This window comes from Streptomyces sp. NPDC018026 (genome assembly GCF_044327745.1).
Taxonomy (GTDB): Bacteria; Actinomycetota; Actinomycetes; order Streptomycetales; family Streptomycetaceae; genus Streptomyces; species Streptomyces rubrogriseus.
Genome location: NZ_JBIRFY010000008.1, coordinates 387081 through 405164 on the forward strand (window position 1 = coordinate 387081; position 18084 = coordinate 405164).

At 71.1% G+C, this 18084-nt stretch carries 17 protein-coding genes, 1 rRNA gene and 1 riboswitch; of the genes, 5 read left to right on the forward strand and 13 right to left on the reverse strand.

Annotated features, from left to right (window positions below; translation table 11 throughout):
* The first annotated feature begins 445 nt into the window (after window positions 1–445).
* From ACH4D3_RS25955 to ACH4D3_RS25965, 3 genes are all read left to right on the forward strand, one after another.
* On the forward strand, window positions 446–1030 hold the full coding sequence (locus ACH4D3_RS25955; RefSeq protein ID WP_398326340.1) for a hypothetical protein: 585 nt from the start codon (window positions 446–448) through the stop codon (window positions 1028–1030).
* A 298-nt stretch (window positions 1031–1328) separates the two neighbouring features.
* Window positions 1329–1532 carry a DUF5999 family protein gene (locus ACH4D3_RS25960; protein WP_030401952.1) on the forward strand — a complete coding sequence of 68 codons (204 nt, stop codon included), beginning with the start codon at window positions 1329–1331 and terminating at the stop codon, window positions 1530–1532.
* A 230-nt stretch (window positions 1533–1762) separates the two neighbouring features.
* Window positions 1763–2833 (forward strand): LacI family DNA-binding transcriptional regulator, encoded by a 1071-nt coding sequence (locus ACH4D3_RS25965; RefSeq protein ID WP_398326343.1) that lies wholly within the window; start codon window positions 1763–1765, stop codon window positions 2831–2833.
* Between the two features lie 46 nt (window positions 2834–2879).
* On the opposite strand, the gene ACH4D3_RS25970 is transcribed toward ACH4D3_RS25965, so the two are convergent.
* Window positions 2880–3446, reverse strand: a complete 567-nt coding sequence (locus ACH4D3_RS25970; RefSeq protein WP_398326346.1) for a DUF1707 domain-containing protein — start codon at window positions 3444–3446, stop codon at window positions 2880–2882.
* A gap of 237 nt (window positions 3447–3683) precedes the next feature.
* On the opposite strand from ACH4D3_RS25970, the gene ACH4D3_RS25975 reads away from it, so the two are divergent.
* A complete protein-coding gene (locus ACH4D3_RS25975; RefSeq protein WP_398326348.1) occupies window positions 3684–4103 on the forward strand; it encodes a molybdopterin-binding protein in 420 nt (139 codons plus the stop codon).
* A 75-nt stretch (window positions 4104–4178) separates the two neighbouring features.
* Here the strand turns inward: ACH4D3_RS25975 and gcvP are convergent, their stop codons facing one another.
* Complete coding sequence (gene gcvP, locus ACH4D3_RS25980) at window positions 4179–7064, reverse strand: aminomethyl-transferring glycine dehydrogenase (RefSeq protein ID WP_398326351.1); 2886 nt, start codon at window positions 7062–7064, stop codon at window positions 4179–4181.
* A gap of 177 nt (window positions 7065–7241) precedes the next feature.
* Window positions 7242–7337, reverse strand: a riboswitch (glycine riboswitch).
* Window positions 7338–7487: 150 nt separating this feature from the next.
* Here gcvP and ACH4D3_RS25985 point away from each other — a divergent pair.
* Complete coding sequence (locus tag ACH4D3_RS25985) at window positions 7488–7865, forward strand: PRC-barrel domain-containing protein (protein WP_398326354.1); 378 nt, start codon at window positions 7488–7490, stop codon at window positions 7863–7865.
* Here ACH4D3_RS25985 and ACH4D3_RS25990 read toward each other — a convergent pair.
* The 11 genes from ACH4D3_RS25990 to rrf all read right to left on the reverse strand — a co-directional run.
* Window positions 7781–9217 carry a DNA polymerase IV gene (locus tag ACH4D3_RS25990; RefSeq protein WP_398326357.1) on the reverse strand — a complete coding sequence of 479 codons (1437 nt, stop codon included), beginning with the start codon at window positions 9215–9217 and terminating at the stop codon, window positions 7781–7783. The two genes, ACH4D3_RS25985 and ACH4D3_RS25990, sit on opposite strands and share 85 nt — an antisense overlap.
* 64 nt (window positions 9218–9281) lie before the next feature.
* Entirely contained in the window at window positions 9282–9968 is a 687-nt protein-coding gene (locus ACH4D3_RS25995; RefSeq protein ID WP_356862988.1) for a MerR family transcriptional regulator, read from the reverse strand.
* 162 nt (window positions 9969–10130) lie between these two features.
* On the reverse strand, window positions 10131–10604 hold the full coding sequence (locus ACH4D3_RS26000) for a bifunctional nuclease family protein (RefSeq protein ID WP_003977444.1): 474 nt from the start codon (window positions 10602–10604) through the stop codon (window positions 10131–10133).
* 84 nt (window positions 10605–10688) lie between these two features.
* Complete coding sequence (locus tag ACH4D3_RS26005) at window positions 10689–11429, reverse strand: MerR family transcriptional regulator (protein ID WP_398326362.1); 741 nt, start codon at window positions 11427–11429, stop codon at window positions 10689–10691.
* A 43-nt stretch (window positions 11430–11472) separates the two neighbouring features.
* Window positions 11473–12324: an FHA domain-containing protein gene (locus ACH4D3_RS26010; RefSeq protein WP_238698001.1), complete on the reverse strand. Its 852-nt coding sequence runs from the start codon at window positions 12322–12324 to the stop codon at window positions 11473–11475.
* Between the two features lie 148 nt (window positions 12325–12472).
* The gene (locus tag ACH4D3_RS26015; protein WP_398326365.1) at window positions 12473–13324 is read right to left on the reverse strand and encodes a DUF881 domain-containing protein; all 852 of its coding nucleotides are present in this window, start codon (window positions 13322–13324) and stop codon (window positions 12473–12475) included.
* 5 nt (window positions 13325–13329) lie between these two features.
* Window positions 13330–13662 (reverse strand): small basic family protein, encoded by a 333-nt coding sequence (locus ACH4D3_RS26020; protein ID WP_003977440.1) that lies wholly within the window; start codon window positions 13660–13662, stop codon window positions 13330–13332.
* A complete protein-coding gene (locus ACH4D3_RS26025) occupies window positions 13659–14495 on the reverse strand; it encodes a DUF881 domain-containing protein (protein WP_398326369.1) in 837 nt (278 codons plus the stop codon). The genes ACH4D3_RS26020 and ACH4D3_RS26025 overlap by 4 nt, the downstream gene beginning before the upstream one ends.
* A 168-nt stretch (window positions 14496–14663) precedes the next feature.
* Window positions 14664–17159, reverse strand: a complete 2496-nt coding sequence (locus tag ACH4D3_RS26030) for a mannose-1-phosphate guanyltransferase (protein WP_011027759.1) — start codon at window positions 17157–17159, stop codon at window positions 14664–14666.
* Between the two features lie 112 nt (window positions 17160–17271).
* Window positions 17272–17880, reverse strand: coding sequence for a CDP-alcohol phosphatidyltransferase family protein (locus ACH4D3_RS26035; RefSeq protein WP_398326372.1), 609 nt, complete (start codon window positions 17878–17880; stop codon window positions 17272–17274).
* 109 nt (window positions 17881–17989) lie between these two features.
* Window positions 17990–18084, reverse strand: a 5S ribosomal RNA gene (gene rrf, locus ACH4D3_RS26040); the annotation flags it as partial.

Here is an 18084-nt window from a genome sequence, read left to right on the forward strand (position 1 = left end):
GCAGCCGCTACGCTGTGCCGGTGTGACCGGTGGCACATTCACCGGGCATGGCACGTCGAGCAGTTTCCCGGGCCGACAACTCGTGAAAAACGCCGACGACAATTGGCCGACCGCTCGGTGAACATTCCCCGAGGTCACCGCCGTACACCCGGTCCGAAATCCGGAGGATTCCCGCATATCGACGGCCGAATGCAGCCTTGTACCGGTTACCGGAATCGGCTAGCCGAAACACAGTCTGAACATATGTCGTATAAACTCCGCGGACAGGCAGTGGACCGGCTCCCACGGTCGCAGGATCCTGCCGTCGAGCTGACGCGCGGCAGGCCTCTCCCACTTCTCGGTTCCCGGACCCGGCCCCTGCCGCTCCCAGCCCTGTGAGCCGACAGCGTCGTCCGCCCAGCTCCGCCCTCGCGCCACCGTGCCTTCGAATGAGAGGCGACCCATCATGCCCCTGCGTGTCCCCCCGGCCCCCGCGCCCGCCCTGCGCTCCGTCCTCACCGCCCTCTCCTCGCCCACCGCGGTCCACGAGGACCGGACCCCCGCCCTGCTCGGCGCCCAGGGACCCGCCACACCCGAACTGCCGCTTCCCGTGCACGTCCTCGACCGGGTCACGGCACAGGGCGCGGCGGCGACGCGGCTGGCCGGGTGGCGGTTCCACATCCGGTTGGGCGACCGGGCGGTGGCGGCGGCGGAGACGATGCTGACCCCCGACGGCTGGGCGTTCTCGCACTTCTTCGAGGGCCCCTACGTCGCCTCGACCGAACGCGCGCTGCGGCAGGCCGAGTCGGTGCCCCAGGCCTACCAGCCGCGCCTCCTGTCGGTGCCCGAGCTGTACATGCTCACGCTGTGGCTGCACGGCGACTGCACGGCGGACGCCGCCACGGGGCACCCCGCGGCCACCGATCTGCTGGTGCCGCTGGCGCCGGCCCCGCCCGGCATCGCGGCGCACCGGCCGCACCGGGTCGCCGAACTGCTGCCGGTCCTCACGCACCGGGTGACGCCGCCGCGGTTGCTGGGTTCTCCCGCCTGACCTGCCCGCTCCCCGCCCGTCGCCCCTGCACCCCGTCACCCACCCGCGCGGACTAGCCCCATTCGGCCATGCCGAACCATCCGAAGTGACAGTGCAGTTCAGCTGAACCGTCCGCGCGGGTGATGCGTCATCAACCTGTGAGAAGCGGTGCTGCGAAATGCCTGCGGATCGAGGGCCGCGGGGCAACACTGGGTTCCGAACGACTCGACAACGGGGGGCGGCCATGAACGAGGCTTCACGCCGCAGGACAGACAACACAGCGACCTCACCCATCACCACGGACCGAGAGACCCCACTCATGTGTCAGCACCAGCCACCGTGCCCCTCAGCCGTCTCCGCCGACCGGGAGTCCGCCCGTCTCGTGGCGCACCACCCGGAGCAGGGGTGGAGCCTGCTGTGCAACGGTGTCGTCCTCTTCGAGGACACCGGTGAGCTACTGCCGGACGGGCAGGTCATCGCGCCGCACCGTCCCGTCGGCGCGGGCCTGACGACCGCCGCCTGACCACCGGCCGGGCGGGGGCGTCCCCCCGCGCCCGGTGCATCACGGGGCCGGCCCGCAGCCACGGCTGCGCACCGGCCCCCACGCGTGTCCGGGACCGGTCACCGCGCGTAGTCTGCCCGCGCGGACGTGGTGACTGCCCGGTTTTCCGGGCCCGGAACGCCTTCCCCCGAGCACCCGGTTTCCGGAAGACTCCGGACGTCTGGCGGTCGGCGTCGGCGGAGGTGGGGGAAGTGGCAACAGACGAGGCCCGGGCCGGGACGGCCTCCGGCCGCCGGGGCAGGGTCACCATCACGGACATCGCCCGTCGCGCGGGCGTCTCGGTCCCGACCGTGTCCCGGGTGGTGAACGGCCGCTCGGACGTGTCGCCCGGGACCAGGGCGCGGGTGGAGGAGCTGCTGCGCCGGCACGGATACCGCAAGCGCGCCGCGGCGCCCGGCCGCCGGGCCGCCCTGATCGACCTGGTCTTCAACGACCTGGACAGCCCCTGGGCCGTGGAGATCATCCGCGGAGTCGAGGAGGTGGCCCACACCGCCGGGGTCGGCACCGTGGTCTCCGCGATCCACGGACGTTCGGGCGACGCCCGTCAGTGGATGCGCAATCTGCGGGCCAGGGCCTGTGACGGCGTCGTGGTCGTCACCTCCGCCCTGGACCCCGTGCTCCACCAGGAGCTGCGGATCCTCGGCGTGCCCCTGGTGGTCGTCGACCCGGCGGGCGCCCCCGACCTGGACGTGCCCACCGTCGGCGCCGCCAACCACTCGGGCGGCCGGGCGGCCACCGAGCATCTGCTGGCGCTGGGACACCGCAGGATCGGGCTGATCGCCGGTCCGCCGCGACTGCTGTGCTCGCGGGCCCGCCACGACGGCTACCGCGCCGCCCTGGAGGAGGCCGGGGTCGCCGTGGACGAGTCGCTGGTCGTCCCCGGGGACTTCCGTCACGAGTCCGGCTTCGCGGCCTGTGCCGCCCTGCTGGGCCTGCCCGAGCCGCCGACGGCCGTCTTCGCGGCCAGCGACCAGATGGCACTCGGCGCGATCGAGGCACTGCGCCGTCGGGGGCTGCGGGTGCCGCAGGACCTGAGCGTCGTCGGCTTCGACGACCTTCCGGAGGTCCGCTGGTCGGCCCCGCCCCTGACGACCGTGCGCCAGCCGCTGGCCGACATGGGCAGGGAGGCCGCGCGCACGGTGCTCCGCCGTACTCGCGGCGAGCGTCCGGACCCGCCGCGGATCGAGCTGGGCACGGAGCTGATCGTCCGCTCCAGCACGGCGCCGCCGCCCCCGCCCGCCCCGGCGGCACCCTCCCACTGAGGTCTCCCGCCGGTCACCCTCCCGCTCAGGACTCCCGCCGATGCCGCTACGCCCGGCGCCCGAGCCTGCGGCGCGGCGTTCGCACCACGACCTGACCCCAGCTGATCGCCCCCGTGATCTCCACCCTCAGCTCCACGGGCGCCCCGGTGTCGCCGGTCCGCGGCGTCTTCACCTCGGCGAAGCTGGTCACCAGGGAGTCGGTGTCCACCACGATGCCGGGCCGGGTCACGACCTTCAGCGCCCCGGCCCGCATGTCGAGGTCGATGTGGAGGGTGTCGTGCGCGATCACGGCGCGGGCGAGGTCGAGGGTCACCTCGCCCCAGGCCGATCGGATCTCCATCCGCCGTGGGACCACCCAGCCCTCGCCCCGCCGGGTGGACGCCCCCTCCTGCTCGATGCGGACGACGTCCTTGGCGGCGGCGACCGGGCGGGCGTCGGCCGCCGTCGGCAGGTCGGCGGTGAGGGCGGCGAGCTCCCCCTGGGTCCGCGCGACGAGCGCCGCGCCCACCCGCTCGTCCAGCTCCTCCGGCGTCAGCCGGCCTTCGCCCGCGGCGGCGCTCAGGAGGTCCACGGCCCGGTCCCGGTCCGTGTGCGAGGCACGGAGTGCGGGCATTACGCCGTCCTGTGTGGGCTGCACCGACATAGCTCGACCCCGATCTCCCCGGGGCGTCCCGCGAACGCCCCCTCCACTGCGGCACACTAACGCTATATCGCGTTATACCCAACGGCCAACCCCGCGTCCACCGGCTCTTCCCCGCGGCCCGTCGCGACCGGCACCCGGCCCTGCCCGATCGGCGACGCGGACGCACGCGTACCCGGCGCGACGCCCGCACCGGGCTACGGTGCCCCCATGAGCCTGAGCATCCGCAACCAGCTCCCCGGCACCGTCACCGCCGTCACCCCGGGCGAGGCCATGGCGACGGTCGCCGTCCGTCTCTCCGGCGGCCAGGACCTCACCGCGGCCATCACCCGGGAGTCCGCCGAGGACCTGGCGCTCGCCCCCGGCACCGCCGTGCGGGCCCTCGTGAAGTCCACCGAGGTGGCCCTTGCCACCGGGCGCGTGGAGGGGCTGTCCATCCGCAACCGGCTGCCGGGCACCGTCACCGCCCTGACCACCGGTGCCGCGATGGCCACCGTCGCGGTCGCCGTCGAGGGTGCCGAGCTGACCGCGGCCGTCACCCGGCAGGCCGCCGACGACCTGGGACTGTCCGTGGGCGCTCCCGTCGTCGCGCTGGTCAAGTCGACGGAGGTGTCGCTCGCCACTCCCTGAGACGCCTGAGACGCCGAGAGGCCCCGTCCGGGCACCGCGGCCCGGACGGGACCTCTCTGACTTTCCTGGCGGGACTCAGTCCTCGTACGCGTCCAGCGGCGGGCAGGAGCAGACCAGGTTCCGGTCGCCGTAGGCCTGGTCGATGCGGCGCACCGGCGGCCAGTACTTGTCGGCGGCGGACACGCCGGCCGGGAAGACGGCCTCCTCGCGTGTGTACGCGTGGTCCCACTCACCGCCGAGCGCGTCCGCGGTGTGCGGGGCGCCGCGCAGCGGGTTGTCGTCGGCGGGCCAGGCGCCGGAGCCGACCTTCTCGATCTCCGCGCGGATGGCGATCATCGCCTCGCAGAACCGGTCCAGCTCGGCCAGGTCCTCGGACTCGGTCGGCTCGATCATCAGCGTGCCGGCCACCGGGAAGGACATCGTCGGCGCGTGGAAGCCGTAGTCGATCAGCCGCTTGGCGACGTCGTCGACGCTCACGCCGGTGGCCTTGGTCAGCGGGCGCAGGTCGATGATGCACTCGTGCGCGACCAGCCCGCCGGGGCCGTTGTAGAGCACCGGGAAGTGCGGCTCCAGGCGCTTGGCGATGTAGTTGGCGGACAGCACGGCGACCTGGGTGGCGCGCTTGAGGCCCTCGCCGCCCATCAGCCGGACGTAGGACCAGGAGATCGGCAGGATGCCGGCCGAGCCCCACGGCGCCGCCGAGATCGGGCCGACGCCCGTCTGCGGCCCGGCCGCGGGCTGCAGCGGGTGGTTGGGCAGGTACGGCGCCAGGTGCGACCGCACGCCCACGGGGCCGACGCCGGGACCGCCGCCGCCGTGCGGGATGCAGAAGGTCTTGTGCAGGTTCAGGTGGGAGACGTCGCCGCCGAAGTGGCCGGGCTTGGCGAGGCCGACCAGGGCGTTGAGGTTGGCTCCGTCGACGTAGACCTGGCCGCCCGCGTCGTGCACCTGCGCGCAGATGTCGGCCACGTGCTCCTCGAACACGCCGTGCGTGGACGGGTAGGTGATCATCAGCACGGCCAGCTCGTCGCGGTGCTTCTCGATCTTGGCCCGCAGGTCCTCGACGTCGATCTCGCCGTCCTCGGCGGTCTTGACGACGACGACCTTCATGCCGGCCATCACGGCGCTGGCGGCGTTGGTGCCGTGCGCGGAGGACGGGATGAGGCAGACGGTGCGCTGCTCGTCGCCGTTGGCGCGGTGGTAGCCGCGCACGGCGAGCAGTCCGGCGAACTCGCCCTGCGACCCGGCGTTGGGCTGGAGCGAGACCTTGTCGTACCCGGTGACCTCGGCCAGCCGCTCCTCCAGCTCACGGATGAGGGTGAGGTAGCCCTGCGCCTGCTCGGCGGGCGCGAAGGGGTGCAGCGCGCCGAACTCGGGCCAGGTGACCGGCTCCATCTCGGTGGTCGCGTTGAGCTTCATGGTGCAGGAGCCCAGCGGGATCATGCCGCGGTCCAGCGCGTAGTCCCGGTCGGCGAGGCGGCGCAGGTAGCGCAGCATCGCGGTCTCGGAGCGGTGCTGGTGGAAGACGGGGTGGGTCAGGAAGTCGTCGGTGCGCAGCAGCGCCTCGGGCAGCGTCTCCCCGGCCTCCGCGTCCAGCGACTCGATGTCGCCCTCGACGCCGAAGGCGTGCCACACGCCGCCGACCTGGGCGCGCGTGGTGGTCTCGTCGCAGGCGAAGGACACGTGGTCGGCGTCGACGAGCCGCAGGTTGATGCCGTTCTCGCGGGCGGCGTGCACGATCGCGCCGGCCCGGCCGGGCACCCGCGCGGTGACGGTGTCGAAGTAGGCGCCGTGGACGATCTCGACGCCGCCCGCGGCGAGGCCGGCGGCGGTGATGGTGGCGTACCGGTGGGTGCGGCGGGCGATGGCCCGCAGGCCCTCGGGGCCGTGGTAGACGGCGTACATACCGGCCATGACGGCGAGCAGCACCTGCGCGGTGCAGATGTTGCTGGTGGCCTTCTCGCGGCGGATGTGCTGCTCGCGGGTCTGCAGGGCCAGGCGGTAGGCCTTGTTGCCGTCGGCGTCCACGGAGACGCCGACCAGGCGGCCGGGGAGGCTGCGGGCGAACTTCTCGTGCACGGCCATGTAACCGGCGTGCGGTCCGCCGAAGCCCATCGGCACGCCGAATCGCTGGGTGGTGCCCACGGCGATGTCCGCGCCCAGCTCGCCGGGGGAGGTGAGGAGCGTGAGGGCGAGCAGGTCGGCGGCGACGGTGACGAGGGCGCCGAGCTCGTGCGCCCGGTCGATCACCGGCTGGATGTCGCGGACGGCTCCGGAGGCACCCGGGTACTGGATCAGGACGCCGTTGATCTCCCTCTCGGCGACCTCGGCCGGGATGCCCTCGCTCAGGTCGGCGACGACGACCTCGACGCCGGTCGGCTCGGCGCGGGTCCGTATCACGGCGACGGTCTGCGGCAGCGCGTCCGCGTCGACCAGGAAGAGGCCCTTCTTGTTCTTGCCCATGCGCCGGGAGAGGGCCATCGCCTCGGCGGCGGCGGTGCCCTCGTCGAGCAGCGAGGCGCCGGAGGTGGGCAGGCCGGTCAGCTCGGCGACCATCGTCTGGAAGTTCAGCAGCGCTTCGAGACGGCCCTGGGAGATCTCCGGCTGGTAGGGCGTGTACGCCGTGTACCAGGACGGGTTCTCCATGACGTTGCGCAGGATCACCGGCGGGGTGAAGGTGCCGTAGTAGCCGAGGCCGATCATGGAGTCGAGGACCTGGTTGCGGTCGGCGAGCGAGCGAAGCTCGGCCAGCACCTCGGCCTCGGAGCGCGCGCCCGGCAGGTCCAGCGCGTCGGCGTTCTTGATCACATCCGGCACCGCGGCGGCCGTCAGTTCGTCGAGCGAACCGTAACCGACCTGCGCGAGCATCTTGGCCCGGGCCTCGTGGTCGGGGCCGATGTGGCGCTGCTCGAAGGGCATGGCCTGTTCGAGTTCGGAGAGCGGAGTGCGATGGGCGGTCATTGCGGAGGCCTCCTGGTCTGACGACCTTCGAGGGGCACCACGGCGCGGGTACCCGGACGGCCTCCCCCTCTGTCATCTCAACCTGAGAGCTTCACCGGGTGAGCCCTGGGGCTCTCCCGGCTTTCACCGTCGGTGAGAGCGGAAGCCGTCGACACCCGCCCTGCTTTCCAGAGTGACCTCGTCCGTGCGGTACGTGAGCCTGAGAGATTCCGGGGAGGATTTGCTCCTTCGGCGCCTCCGGTGGTGTCCGGAGGACTCTCCCGCGCGGGGTCAGCAGCCGTTTGCCAGCGTACCAGCGAGGTCGCGGCACGGACTTCGAGTGGCCGACCGGGCACTTGTGCTCTTTTGTAGTACTTACGGATGATTAGGCGGCTGGTGTGCGACCCCAGTCCGGCCCAGTGGTGCGATCAAGTGGAGGGCCCCGTGCGTACTGACATCGATCCGCGGAACCTGATCGGCCGCAAGGCGTTCGACCGCGACGGCACCAGGATCGGCACCGTGGACGAGGTCTACCTCGACGATGCCACCGGCGTCCCCGAGTGGGCGGCGATACGAACCGGTCTCTTCAGCAGGGACGCCTTCGTCCCGCTGGAGCCCAGCGAGCTGGTCGACGGCACCCTGCGGGTGCCCTTCGACCGGGGGCTGATCAAGGAGGCGCCCGACTTCGGCGTCGGCCGCCACCTCTCGCCGGAACAGGAACTCCAGCTCTACCACCACTACGGGCTGGACGTATCGGCCGCTCCCCCGCCTCCCGACCACGACTTCGGCAAGCTGGCCGGCACGGGCAACGACGACGGCTGACCGCCCTCGCCGCCCTCCGTGCCGGCGACCAGCGGCAGCGGATCCGCCGGTGTCAGCTCCGGGTCGTCCACCGGGAAGGTCCGCACCCGCCCGACCTCCGAGTACGGCGTCTCGAAGCGCACGGTGACCCGCCCCAGACCGCTGCCCTGGACCCAGCCGTGCCCCAGCTCCGTGTGCCGCACATCGTGCCCCGACGGCCACCGGCGCTCGGCGGGCGAGGCGCTGTGCTCCTCGGCGGGCTCGGTCCCGGGCTCCTCGGCCGGTTCCTCCGCCCGGTCCCCCGCCGCCTGCGCGAACAGGTCCTCCTGCGTGTAGTCGGCGAGCCCGCTGACCCCCACCCCGAGCAGCCGCACGCCGCCCGTGGTGTCCACCGAGTCCAGCAGTCTGGCGGCCGCCTCCCGCACCACCGCGGGATCGTCGGTGGGACCGCGCAGGGTCTCGGAGCGCGTGAGCGTGGAGAAGTCGTATCTGCGCACCTTGAGCACGATGGTCCGCCCGGACAGGCCGGCGGCGCGCAGCCGCCGCACACAGCGCTCCGCCAGCCGCGCCACCTCGACGCCGACCCGCACCCGGTCGTGGATGTCCACGTCGTAGGTGTCCTCCACGGACACCGACTTGGTCTCCCGCTCGGCCACCACCGGACGCTCGTCCCGCGCCAGCGCCATGGCGTACAGCGCGTGGCCGTGCGCCTTGCCCAGCAGCCGCACCAGCTCGTCCTCGCCCGCCTCGGCGATCTCGCCGACCGTGGTGATCCCCGCCCGCCGCAGATGGTCTCCCGTGGCCGGTCCCACCCCGGGCAGCGTCCGCACCGTCATCGGCGCCAGCATGGCCCGCTCGGTCCCCGGCGGGATGAGCACCAGTCCGTCGGGCTTGGCCGCCTCCGAGGCGATCTTGGCGAGCATCTTGGAGGCGGCGAGGCCCACGGATCCGGTGAGGCCGGTGACGGTGCGGATGTCCGTGCGCAGCTTCGCCCCGGCCACTCGCGCCGACTCCGCGTCCCGGGCCGCCCCGCCGGCGTCCAGGTCCACGAAGGCCTCGTCCAGGCTCAGCGGCTCCACCAGCGGCGACAGCTCCCGCAGCAGCCGCATCACCTGCTCGCTGATCGACCGGTAGAGCTCGAAGCGCGGCACGAGGTAGGCCGCGTGCGGCGCGAGCCGGCGGGCCTGGCCCATCGGCATCGCGGAGTGCACCCCGAACACCCGCGCCTCGTACGAGCAGGTGGCGACCACACCGCGCGGTCCGAGGCCGCCCACCACGACGGCCTTCCCGCGCAGGCTCGGCTTGGACGCCTGCTCCACCGAGGCGAAGAAGGCGTCCATGTCGAGATGCAGGATCGTGGGCGCGGTTCTCACATCTCCGATGCTGCCCTACGCCACTGACAATGCCCTCACCGAACGGCTCCGGGGCGCGGCGGGGTCAGACCGCCCGGTTGTTCCGCCGCCGGGCCAGTTCGTCGGCCGGATTGTGCCCGACCAGCGTCTCCCCCGTGTCGATCCGCTCGCCGTGCAGCTGGGACAGCGCGCTCTCCACGTCCCGCCACACCACGCCGACGGCGATCCCGAAGATGCCCTGCCCGCCCTGGAGCAGGGCGTGCACCTCCTCGGGCGAGGTGCACTCGTAGACGGTGGCGCCGTCGCTCATCAGCGTCATCCGCTCCAGGTCGCGAAAGCCGCGCTCCCCGAGGTGCTGGACGGCGGTGCGGATGTTCTGCAGGGACACACCGGTGTCGAGGAAGCGTTTGACGATCTTCAGCACGACCACGTCGCGGAAGCTGTACAGCCGCTGCGTCCCGGAACCGTGCGCGGGCCGTACGCTGGGCTCGACGAGGCCGGTGCGGGCCCAGTAGTCGAGTTGCCGGTAGGTGATGCCGGCGGCCGCGCAGGCCGTCGGCCCTCGGTAGCCGATCTGCTCGGACGCCATGGACGTCGCCCCTCCGCTGGTCGGCACGGCTGCCGGTCGCTGCGGACCGGGATCGGCCGCAACACCGTGCTGGGCGTGGCCCGCGCCTGCGCGAAGCCGGGAGCCCGGGGGAGGGTACGGACCGCCTGCCCCGAGGCTGTGCCCGGGGCCACCCCCAACCGTACCGTCGCCGCTGATTCTCACGCCGACCTCCGTCCTTGACCTGCCTCCTCGAAGGTAGGCAGTCACCAAGGGTGCGTCAACGATCGCCACACTCGGCACGCCGAGTGATAATCACCCTACGAGTGGTTTCCCGTGTCCGATCCCGGGAAAGGCTAGCCGGATGTGCCCGGACGGGCCCGCGTCTCACTGATTGCTGGTCCCGAAGTCCTCGGGCGAGATCTGGTCGAGGAACTCGCGGAACTTCTCCACCTCGTCCTCCTGCTCGTCCGGAATGGCGATACCGGCGTCGTCGAGGACCGTGTCGCTGCCGTAGATCGGCGTACCGGTGCGCAATGCCAGCGCTATGGCGTCGGACGGCCTGGCGCTGACCTCGACCCCGCTCGCGAAGACCAGCTCGGCGTAGAAGACCCCGTCGCGCAGGTCGGTGATGCGTACTTCGGAGAGCTCCTGGCCGACGGCTTCCAGCACGTCCTTGAAGAGGTCGTGGGTCAGCGGCCGTGCGGGAGCCATGCCCTGCTGGGCGAAGGCGATCGCCGTCGCCTCCCCCGGTCCGATCCAGATGGGAAGGTAACGGTCGCCGCCCACCTCGCGCAGCAGCACGATCGGCTGGTTGGAGGGCATCTCGACCCGGACACCTACGACATCGAGCTCGTTCACACAGCAACCCTAGGCCGTGCCCGGGACGTTTGGGTAGTCGGGCCGGGATCGGGGTGGGCGATCCGGGTCGCCGGTCCGCCCGTTTCAGGGCAGCCGCACGCCCAGAGCGGTCTGCACCAGCGCCGCGTGCAGCTTCACCGCGAGTCCCGCCAGCTCCTTGGTGCGGGCTTCTGCGTGTGCCCTGGTCTGCGGGTTGCGGTGGCGCTTCAGCGGAGCCACCACCTGATCCACGAGCCCGGCCTCGCGGTCGGCGGCGGCCTTCATCACCCGCAGGTGCCGCGGCTCGATCCCGAACCGCCCCAGCTGCACCACCAGCGACGCCACGGTGACCGCCTCGGCGTCGTACGCCCCGTCGGGCAGCGGAGCGAGGAGCCCGTACGACTCCCACTCCTTCAGCTCCTGCTCGCCGATCCCGGCCGTGGCCAGCAGCTCGTCCCGCCCGATCCGGGCCACCGTCGGGCTCTCGGCGGGCTCGGGCGCGGCCGCCTCCCCGTCCCGCTGCCGGCCGACCCGCGGCAGCGCCACGGCCTCGCCGCGCTCCACGGCGTCCAGGTGCTCACGGATCACCTTGAGCGGCAGGTAGTGGTCCCGCTGCATGCGCAGCACCTGGCCGAGCCGCTCGACGTCGTGCGCGCCGAACTTGCGATACCCGGCCGGGGTCCGCCGCGGCTCGACGAGGCCCTCCGACTCCAGGAAACGGATCTTGGAGATGGTGATGTCGGGGAACTCGTCACGCAGCGCGTTCAGCACTGCGCCGATGCTCATCAGCCCACTGTCCGTGGCGGCGGCGCCTTGCCCGGCACCGCCGCTCGGTGTTTGAAACATGGACCTTCCCTGGAGGTTCCCCGGGCGCAGGCCCGGGGGCGGGTCAGTAACCCCGCTGGCTCGCGTAGAACACCAGCCGGTACTTGCCGATCTGCACCTCGTCACCGTTCGACAGGGCGACCTGGTCGATGCGCTCCCGGTTGACATAGGTGCCGTTCAGGCTGCCGACGTCGGCGACCGTGAACGACCCGTCCGGGCTGCGGCGGAACTCCACGTGCCGGCGCGAGACCGTCACGTCGTCCAGGAAGATGTCGCTCTGCGGGTGACGGCCGGCGGTGGTCAGCTCGCCGTCGAGCAGGAAGCGGCTGCCCGAGTTCGGACCGCGGCGCACGACCAGGAGGGCGGAGCCCAGCGGCAGCGCGTCCACGGCCGCCTGCGCCTCGGGAGAGAGCGCCGGCATCGCCGTCTGGCCGGTGACCTCGGCGTCGTAGGCCTCCAGACCGGAGATGGAGATCGTGGAGGTCGTCTCGGACGCACGCTCCGGGACCGCGCCGGGCCGCAGCGGAGCGCCGCAGTTGGAGCAGAAACGGCTGTTCTCCGCGTTGCGGTTGCCGCACCTCGTACAGACCAGGGCCGACATGGACGGATCCTCCTGCCGCGACTGCCCCGCCGGGGCGTTCGACGCGTACGGGTCGGGGGTGAACCCTCCACCCGCACCCGGGGCCGAGGGCTGGCCGAAACCTATGCCGCCGGACTGAGCAGGGTCAACAGACGGCGCGCCCGGACCACCCACCTGGTCCCGGTACATCGGGCGCCGGCCCTCCGCGTCGGGCTGTGCGCGATGGCGGGCGGTCGCGTTGTCGCCGCTGCCCTCTCGCGCGCTCTTGCCGAACAACTTCGCAAACAACTTCACGGGCGATTCCCCTTGACCGAAACAGACCCGCCCGTGGGGCAGGACGAACCCTTACTGAACGCACTGGCCGACCCGGACACCTTCACAACGTCCGTCTCCACCAGACAGTTTCCACCACGCACCACCCAATCGGTGCGCCGACCCCCCGCAACCTCATGCCCTCGCCGGACGCCCTCCATGCACCGCCGGTTCACTGGGAGGACGACCGAGCGTAGTCAGGCCGCTCCGCCGCTCGCAAGGCGTCCACGACGATCTTGCTCGACCGCTCAACAGTAACGGTGGCCTGTTCCTTCTCCAGAGTCTGCACCACTCCTCCAGGAATGTTGAGAGCCGGTTCGAGGTCCTGCGGCTTGCCGATGACCTGGAAACGATACGGCGCGTTGATCTTGTTCCCGTCGACGGAGACAGAGTTGTCGGCGTCCGCGAAATACGTGCCGGCCACCACCCGTACGCCGTTCACCTGGATCGCCTCCGCACCCGCCGCGCGCAGCTCCTGGATGGCGTCGAGCAGCATGTCCGCCTCGACCGTCCCCTTCGTGTCCTCGATGGTCACCGTGATGCCGGGCCCCTGCGCGGCCACGGTGCCCGCGAGGATGCCCAGTTGCCGCTCCTTCTCGAGCGTCTGCTTGCGGGCCTCCTCCGCCTGGTCGGAGCTGTTCTCCAGCTCGTCGCGCTGCTTCTCGAGGCCCTGCTTCTCGTCTTCAAGACGCTGAGTACGGTCGTCCAGTTCATCCAGGATGCGGACCAGATCCTCCTGGCGGGCGCCCCGCAGCGCGCTGTCGCTGTCGCTGTTGGACGCCACCTGGACCGCGAGGCCGAAGCCGAGCCCGAACAGGAGCAGGGCGACGATCAGTTGGGCCCGCGTCAGGCGCGGCGGCCACAGCCCCTTCAGGAGCCGCTGCCTGCCGGTCACTCCGTTCCGCTCCCCCTGCGCCGCCCCCGGGCCGCCCGCGGGGTCGTCCGCCGACGGGGACCGCGACGGCGGCACCTCCGCCGGCAGCTCCTTGCGGAGCCTGTTCGCGGGCTGCTCGTCCTCGCTCATCGGCCTCACGCCCGGAAGACGTGGCGTCGGATCGCCGCGGCGTTGGAGAAGATACGGATGCCGAGGACTACCACGACCCCGGTGGACAGCTGGGCTCCGACGCCCAACTTGTCGCCGAGGAACACGATCAGTGCGGCCACGACCACGTTCGACAGGAACGACACCACGAAGACCTTGTCGTCGAAGATGCCGTCGAGCATGGCCCGCAGCCCGCCGAAGACGGCGTCCAGCGCCGCCACGACGGCGATCGGCAGATACGGCTCCACGGCCGCCGGCACCTCGGGCCGGACCAGCAATCCGGCCACGACTCCCACGACGAGGCCCAGTACGGCGATCACGATGTGCCCTTCTCGGTTATCGGCTGTGCTGTACGTACGATCACACTCGGTGCGGCCGGCAGCTTGAGGTCGTCCGCGACGGAGATGGCGGTCCGGATGCCGTAGCTCTCCTCCAGGACATGCAGGTACACCCCGTCGGCGCTGTCCTGGAACCCCTTGCTCAGCCGCTCCCCGTCCCCCACCGCGAGCACCGTGTACGGCGGCACCAGCGGCCTGTTGTCGACCAGTATCGCGTCACCGGCGGCCCTGATCGCCGACAGCGCGGTCAGCCGCTGCCCGTTGATGGAGATCGCCTCGGCGCCCGACTCCCACAGCCCGTTCACCACGCGCTGCATGTCCCGGTCCCGCACCCGTCCCGTGTCGGAGAACCCGGAGGTGCCGCGCGGCTGCCCGTCGGCCCCCGTGCCGACGTCCTTGGCGTCGTTCACCACGAGCTTCACGCCGGGGCCGTGCACCTCCACCGCGCCCGACAGGATCCCCACCAGGTCGGACCGGTCGCCGTCACCGCTCTCCTCCAGCGCCTCGCGCCGGCGGGCGTCCACGTCGTCGCGCAGCTCGTCGACGCTCTTCTCCAGCTCGTCGGCCGCCGAGGTCTCCCCCTCTATGCGGTCGACCAGCTCTTCACGCTCCTTGGCGACGACCGGAGCGGCGACCCGTGCCTGGGCCGCGCCGACCGTCACGACCAGGGCCGCGAGGACCAGACCGGCCGCCAGTCCCAGCTTGGCCCGCAGCGTCTTGGGCATGCCCCCGCTGCCGTCGGCCTTCTTCCGCGCGGCGGCCTCGGCGTATCCGTCGTCGAGGCTGTGGTCCATGACGTTCGTGAGCAGGGACATGGACGCGTCCGGGCGCGCGGGCCGCGTGGGTGTGCTCCGAACGGGGGGTGGCTGCGGCATGCCGCACATCGTCGCACGCCACCGCCACTACCTCCGAACGGCCCCACCGGCGTGCCGGACCGGCCCCCTCGGGGACACTTGTCCGGCACGCGCGCGTGCGGTGTGCTCTCAGCGGCCCGCGCTGTCCACCACCGCGGCCCACTCGTCCAGCAGCGCCTGTGCGGAGGCGTCGTCGGGGCCCTCGGCCCACAGATGGGTGACCGCCTCCGCGGGGTCGGGCAGGACCATCACCCAGCGCCCGTCGGTCTCGACCACCCGCACCCCGTCCGTGGTGTCCACGAACCGGTCTCCGGCCGCCTCGACGACCCGCCGCATCACCAGACCCTTGACCGCCCACGGAGTGGCCAGATCACGCTTGAGGACGTGGGCCCGCGGGATCCGCGCGTCGATCTGGCTCAGCGTGAGCTGCGTGCGCGCCACCAGCCCGATCAGCCGCACGAAGGCCGCCGTCCCGTCGTACACACTGCTGAACTCGGGGACGATGAAGCCGCCCTTGCCGTCTCCGCCGAAGATCGCGCCTTCCTCGCCCCCCACCCGCGTCAGGTCGTCCGGGGAGGTGGTCGTCCACTCGACCTGCGTGCCGTGGTAGGCGGCGACCTGTTCGGCGATCCTGGTGGTGGTCACCGGGAGCGCCACCCGGCCGCTGCGCCGCTCGGCCGCGATCAGGTCGAGCATCACCAGCAGCGCCCGGTCGTCCTCGATGATGCGGCCCTTCTCGTCGACGAGCGACAGCCGTTCACCGACGGGGTCGAACCGCACGCCGAACGCGGCCCGCGAGGACGCCACGATCTCCCCGAGGCGCACCAGACCGGACCGCCGCATGTCCGCCGACTCGGTGGGCCTGGCCTCGTCGAGACCGGGATTGATCGTCAGGGAGTCCACGCCGAGCTTCCCGAGCAGGCTCGGCAGTACCAGCCCCGCGCTGCCGTTGGAGGCGTCCACGACCACCTTGAGCCCGGACTCCGCGATCCCGGTGATGTCGACGTTGCGCAGCAGCGACCCGGTGTAGGAGTCGAACACGCTGGACGGGAAGTGCAGGTCCCCGATCTCCCCCGGGAACGCCCGCCGGTACTCCTGCCGCGCGAACACCCGGTCCAGCTTCCGCTGGCTGCCCTGCGACAGGTCGGCGCCCTGACCGTCGAAGAACATGATGTCGACGGAGTCCGGCACTCCCAGGGTGGTCCGGATCATGATCCCGCCGGCACTGCCCCGCGCGGTCTGCTGCCGCGCCACGGGCAGCGGTACGTTCTCCAGGTCGCGTACGTCGATGGCGCTGGCCTGCAGCGCGGAGATCACCGCCCGCTTCAGCGCACGCGCGCCACGGGAGTGGTCACGGGCCGTGGTGACGGTGGACCCCTTCTTCAGGGTCGTCGCGTACGCCCCGGCCAGCCGCACGGCCAGCTCCGGGGTGATCTCCACGTTCAGGATGCCGGAGACCCCGCGCGCACCGAACAGATGCGCCTGCCCGCGGGACTCCCAGATCACCGAGGTGTTGACGAAGGCACCGGCCTCGATGGTCTTGAACGGGTAGACCCGCACATTGCCCTGGATGATCGATTCTTCACCGACCAGGCACTCGTCGCCGATGACCGCGCCGTCCTCGATCCGCGCGGCGCGCATGATGTCGGTGTTCTTGCCGACCACACAGCCCCGCAGGTTGCTGTGCGGTCCGACGTACACGTTGTCGGCGACCACGGCCTTGTGCAGGAAGGCGCCGCTCTTGACGACGACGTTGGACCCGATGACCGTGTGTTCGCGGATCTCGGCGCCGGCCTCGACCTTGGCGTAGTCGCCGACGTACAGGGGCCCGCGCAGCACCGCGTCGGGATGCACCTCCGCACCCTCGGCCACCCAGACGCCGGGCGAGATCTCGAAGCCGTCGATGTCGACGTCGACCTTGCGTTCCAGAACATCGGCCTGGGCCTTCACATAGCTCTCGTGGGTGCCGACATCCTCCCAATAGCCCTCGGCGACATAGCCGTAGATGGGCTTGCCTTCCTTCATCAACTGCGGGAAGACGTCACCGGACCAGTCCACGGGCACATCGGGATCGACATAGTTGAAGACCTCGGGTTCCATGACGTAGATCCCGGTGTTCACGGTGTCCGAGAAGACCTGGCCCCAGGTCGGCTTCTCCAGGAAGCGCTCGACCTTGCCCTCTTCGTCGACGATGGTGATACCGAATTCCAGCGGGTTGGGCACGCGTGTCAGACACACGGTGACGAGCGAGCCCTTTTCCTTGTGGAAGTTGATCAGGTCGGTGAGGTCGAAGTCGGTCAGGGCATCGCCGGAAATGACGAGGAAGGCGTCGTCCTTCAATGCCTCCTCGGCGTTCTTGACGCTTCCGGCAGTACCGAGTGGCTTCTCCTCGTTGGCATAGGTGAGCTCCATTCCGAGCTCCTCGCCGTCACCGAAGTAGTTCTTGACCAGCGAGGCCAGGAACTGGACGGTCACGACGGTCTCGTTGAGCCCATGCCTTTTGAGCAGCCGAAGAACGTGCTCCATGATCGGCCGGTTCACCACCGGCAGGAGCGGCTTGGGCATGCTCGAGGTCATGGGACGAAGGCGTGTGCCTTCGCCTCCAGCCATCACGACGGCCTTCATGTCGGAAGCGTCCTCCTCTGAGAGACGACGGTTTAGCCGACTTCACCCGTCCAGGGTCCCGCACTTTTCCGGCCCGGGCCATCCGGCCACCGGGACCGCACAATCAGCGAGTTCAATCGGCTGCGGCGTCCGCACGAACCAGGCGGCGGACCTGCACCACGTAGAGAACACCTGCCCACCAGTACAGGGTTGTACCCCATCCGGCGAACGCCCATCCGAAGACGGCGGCGAGTGACGCGATCCATCCGCTGCCGTCGCTCAGCAGAAGCAGAGGGAAGGCGTACATGAGGTTGAAGGTGGCGGCCTTCCCCAGGAAGTTCACCTGCGGCGGAGGATAGCCGTGCCGCCGGAGGATGCCCACCATCACCAGCAGCATCGCTTCCCTGGCAAGCAGTACAAGGGTCAACCAGAGCGGGAGAATCTCGCGCCAGGTGAGACCCACCAGCGTGGAGAGGATATAGAGCCGGTCGGCCGCCGGGTCCAGGAAGCGGCCGAGGCTGCTGATCTGATTCCAACGCCGCGCGAGCTTTCCGTCCAGGTAGTCGCTGACCCCGCTCAGGGCCAGCACCAACAGCGCCCAGCCGTCGCTCTGCGGGCCGCCGAACTCGGGCCGCAGGATGAGCCACAGGAACAGGGGCACGCCGGCCAGGCGCGCCATGCTGAGGATGTTCGGGATGGTGAGGACCCGGTCGGTCTGCACGCGGGTCTCCTGGACCTCCACGCGGGGGCCTCCTGGGGGAAACGAGCCAATGATGCTCACTGACCTTACCTCAACGCAAAAAAGCTCCGGCTCTCGGGCTGCATGCCCAAGAGCCGGAGCTCTAAAAGGAGTTCGGCGGCGTCCTACTCTCCCACAGGGTCCCCCCTGCAGTACCATCGGCGCTGTAAGGCTTAGCTTCCGGGTTCGAAATGTAACCGGGCGTTT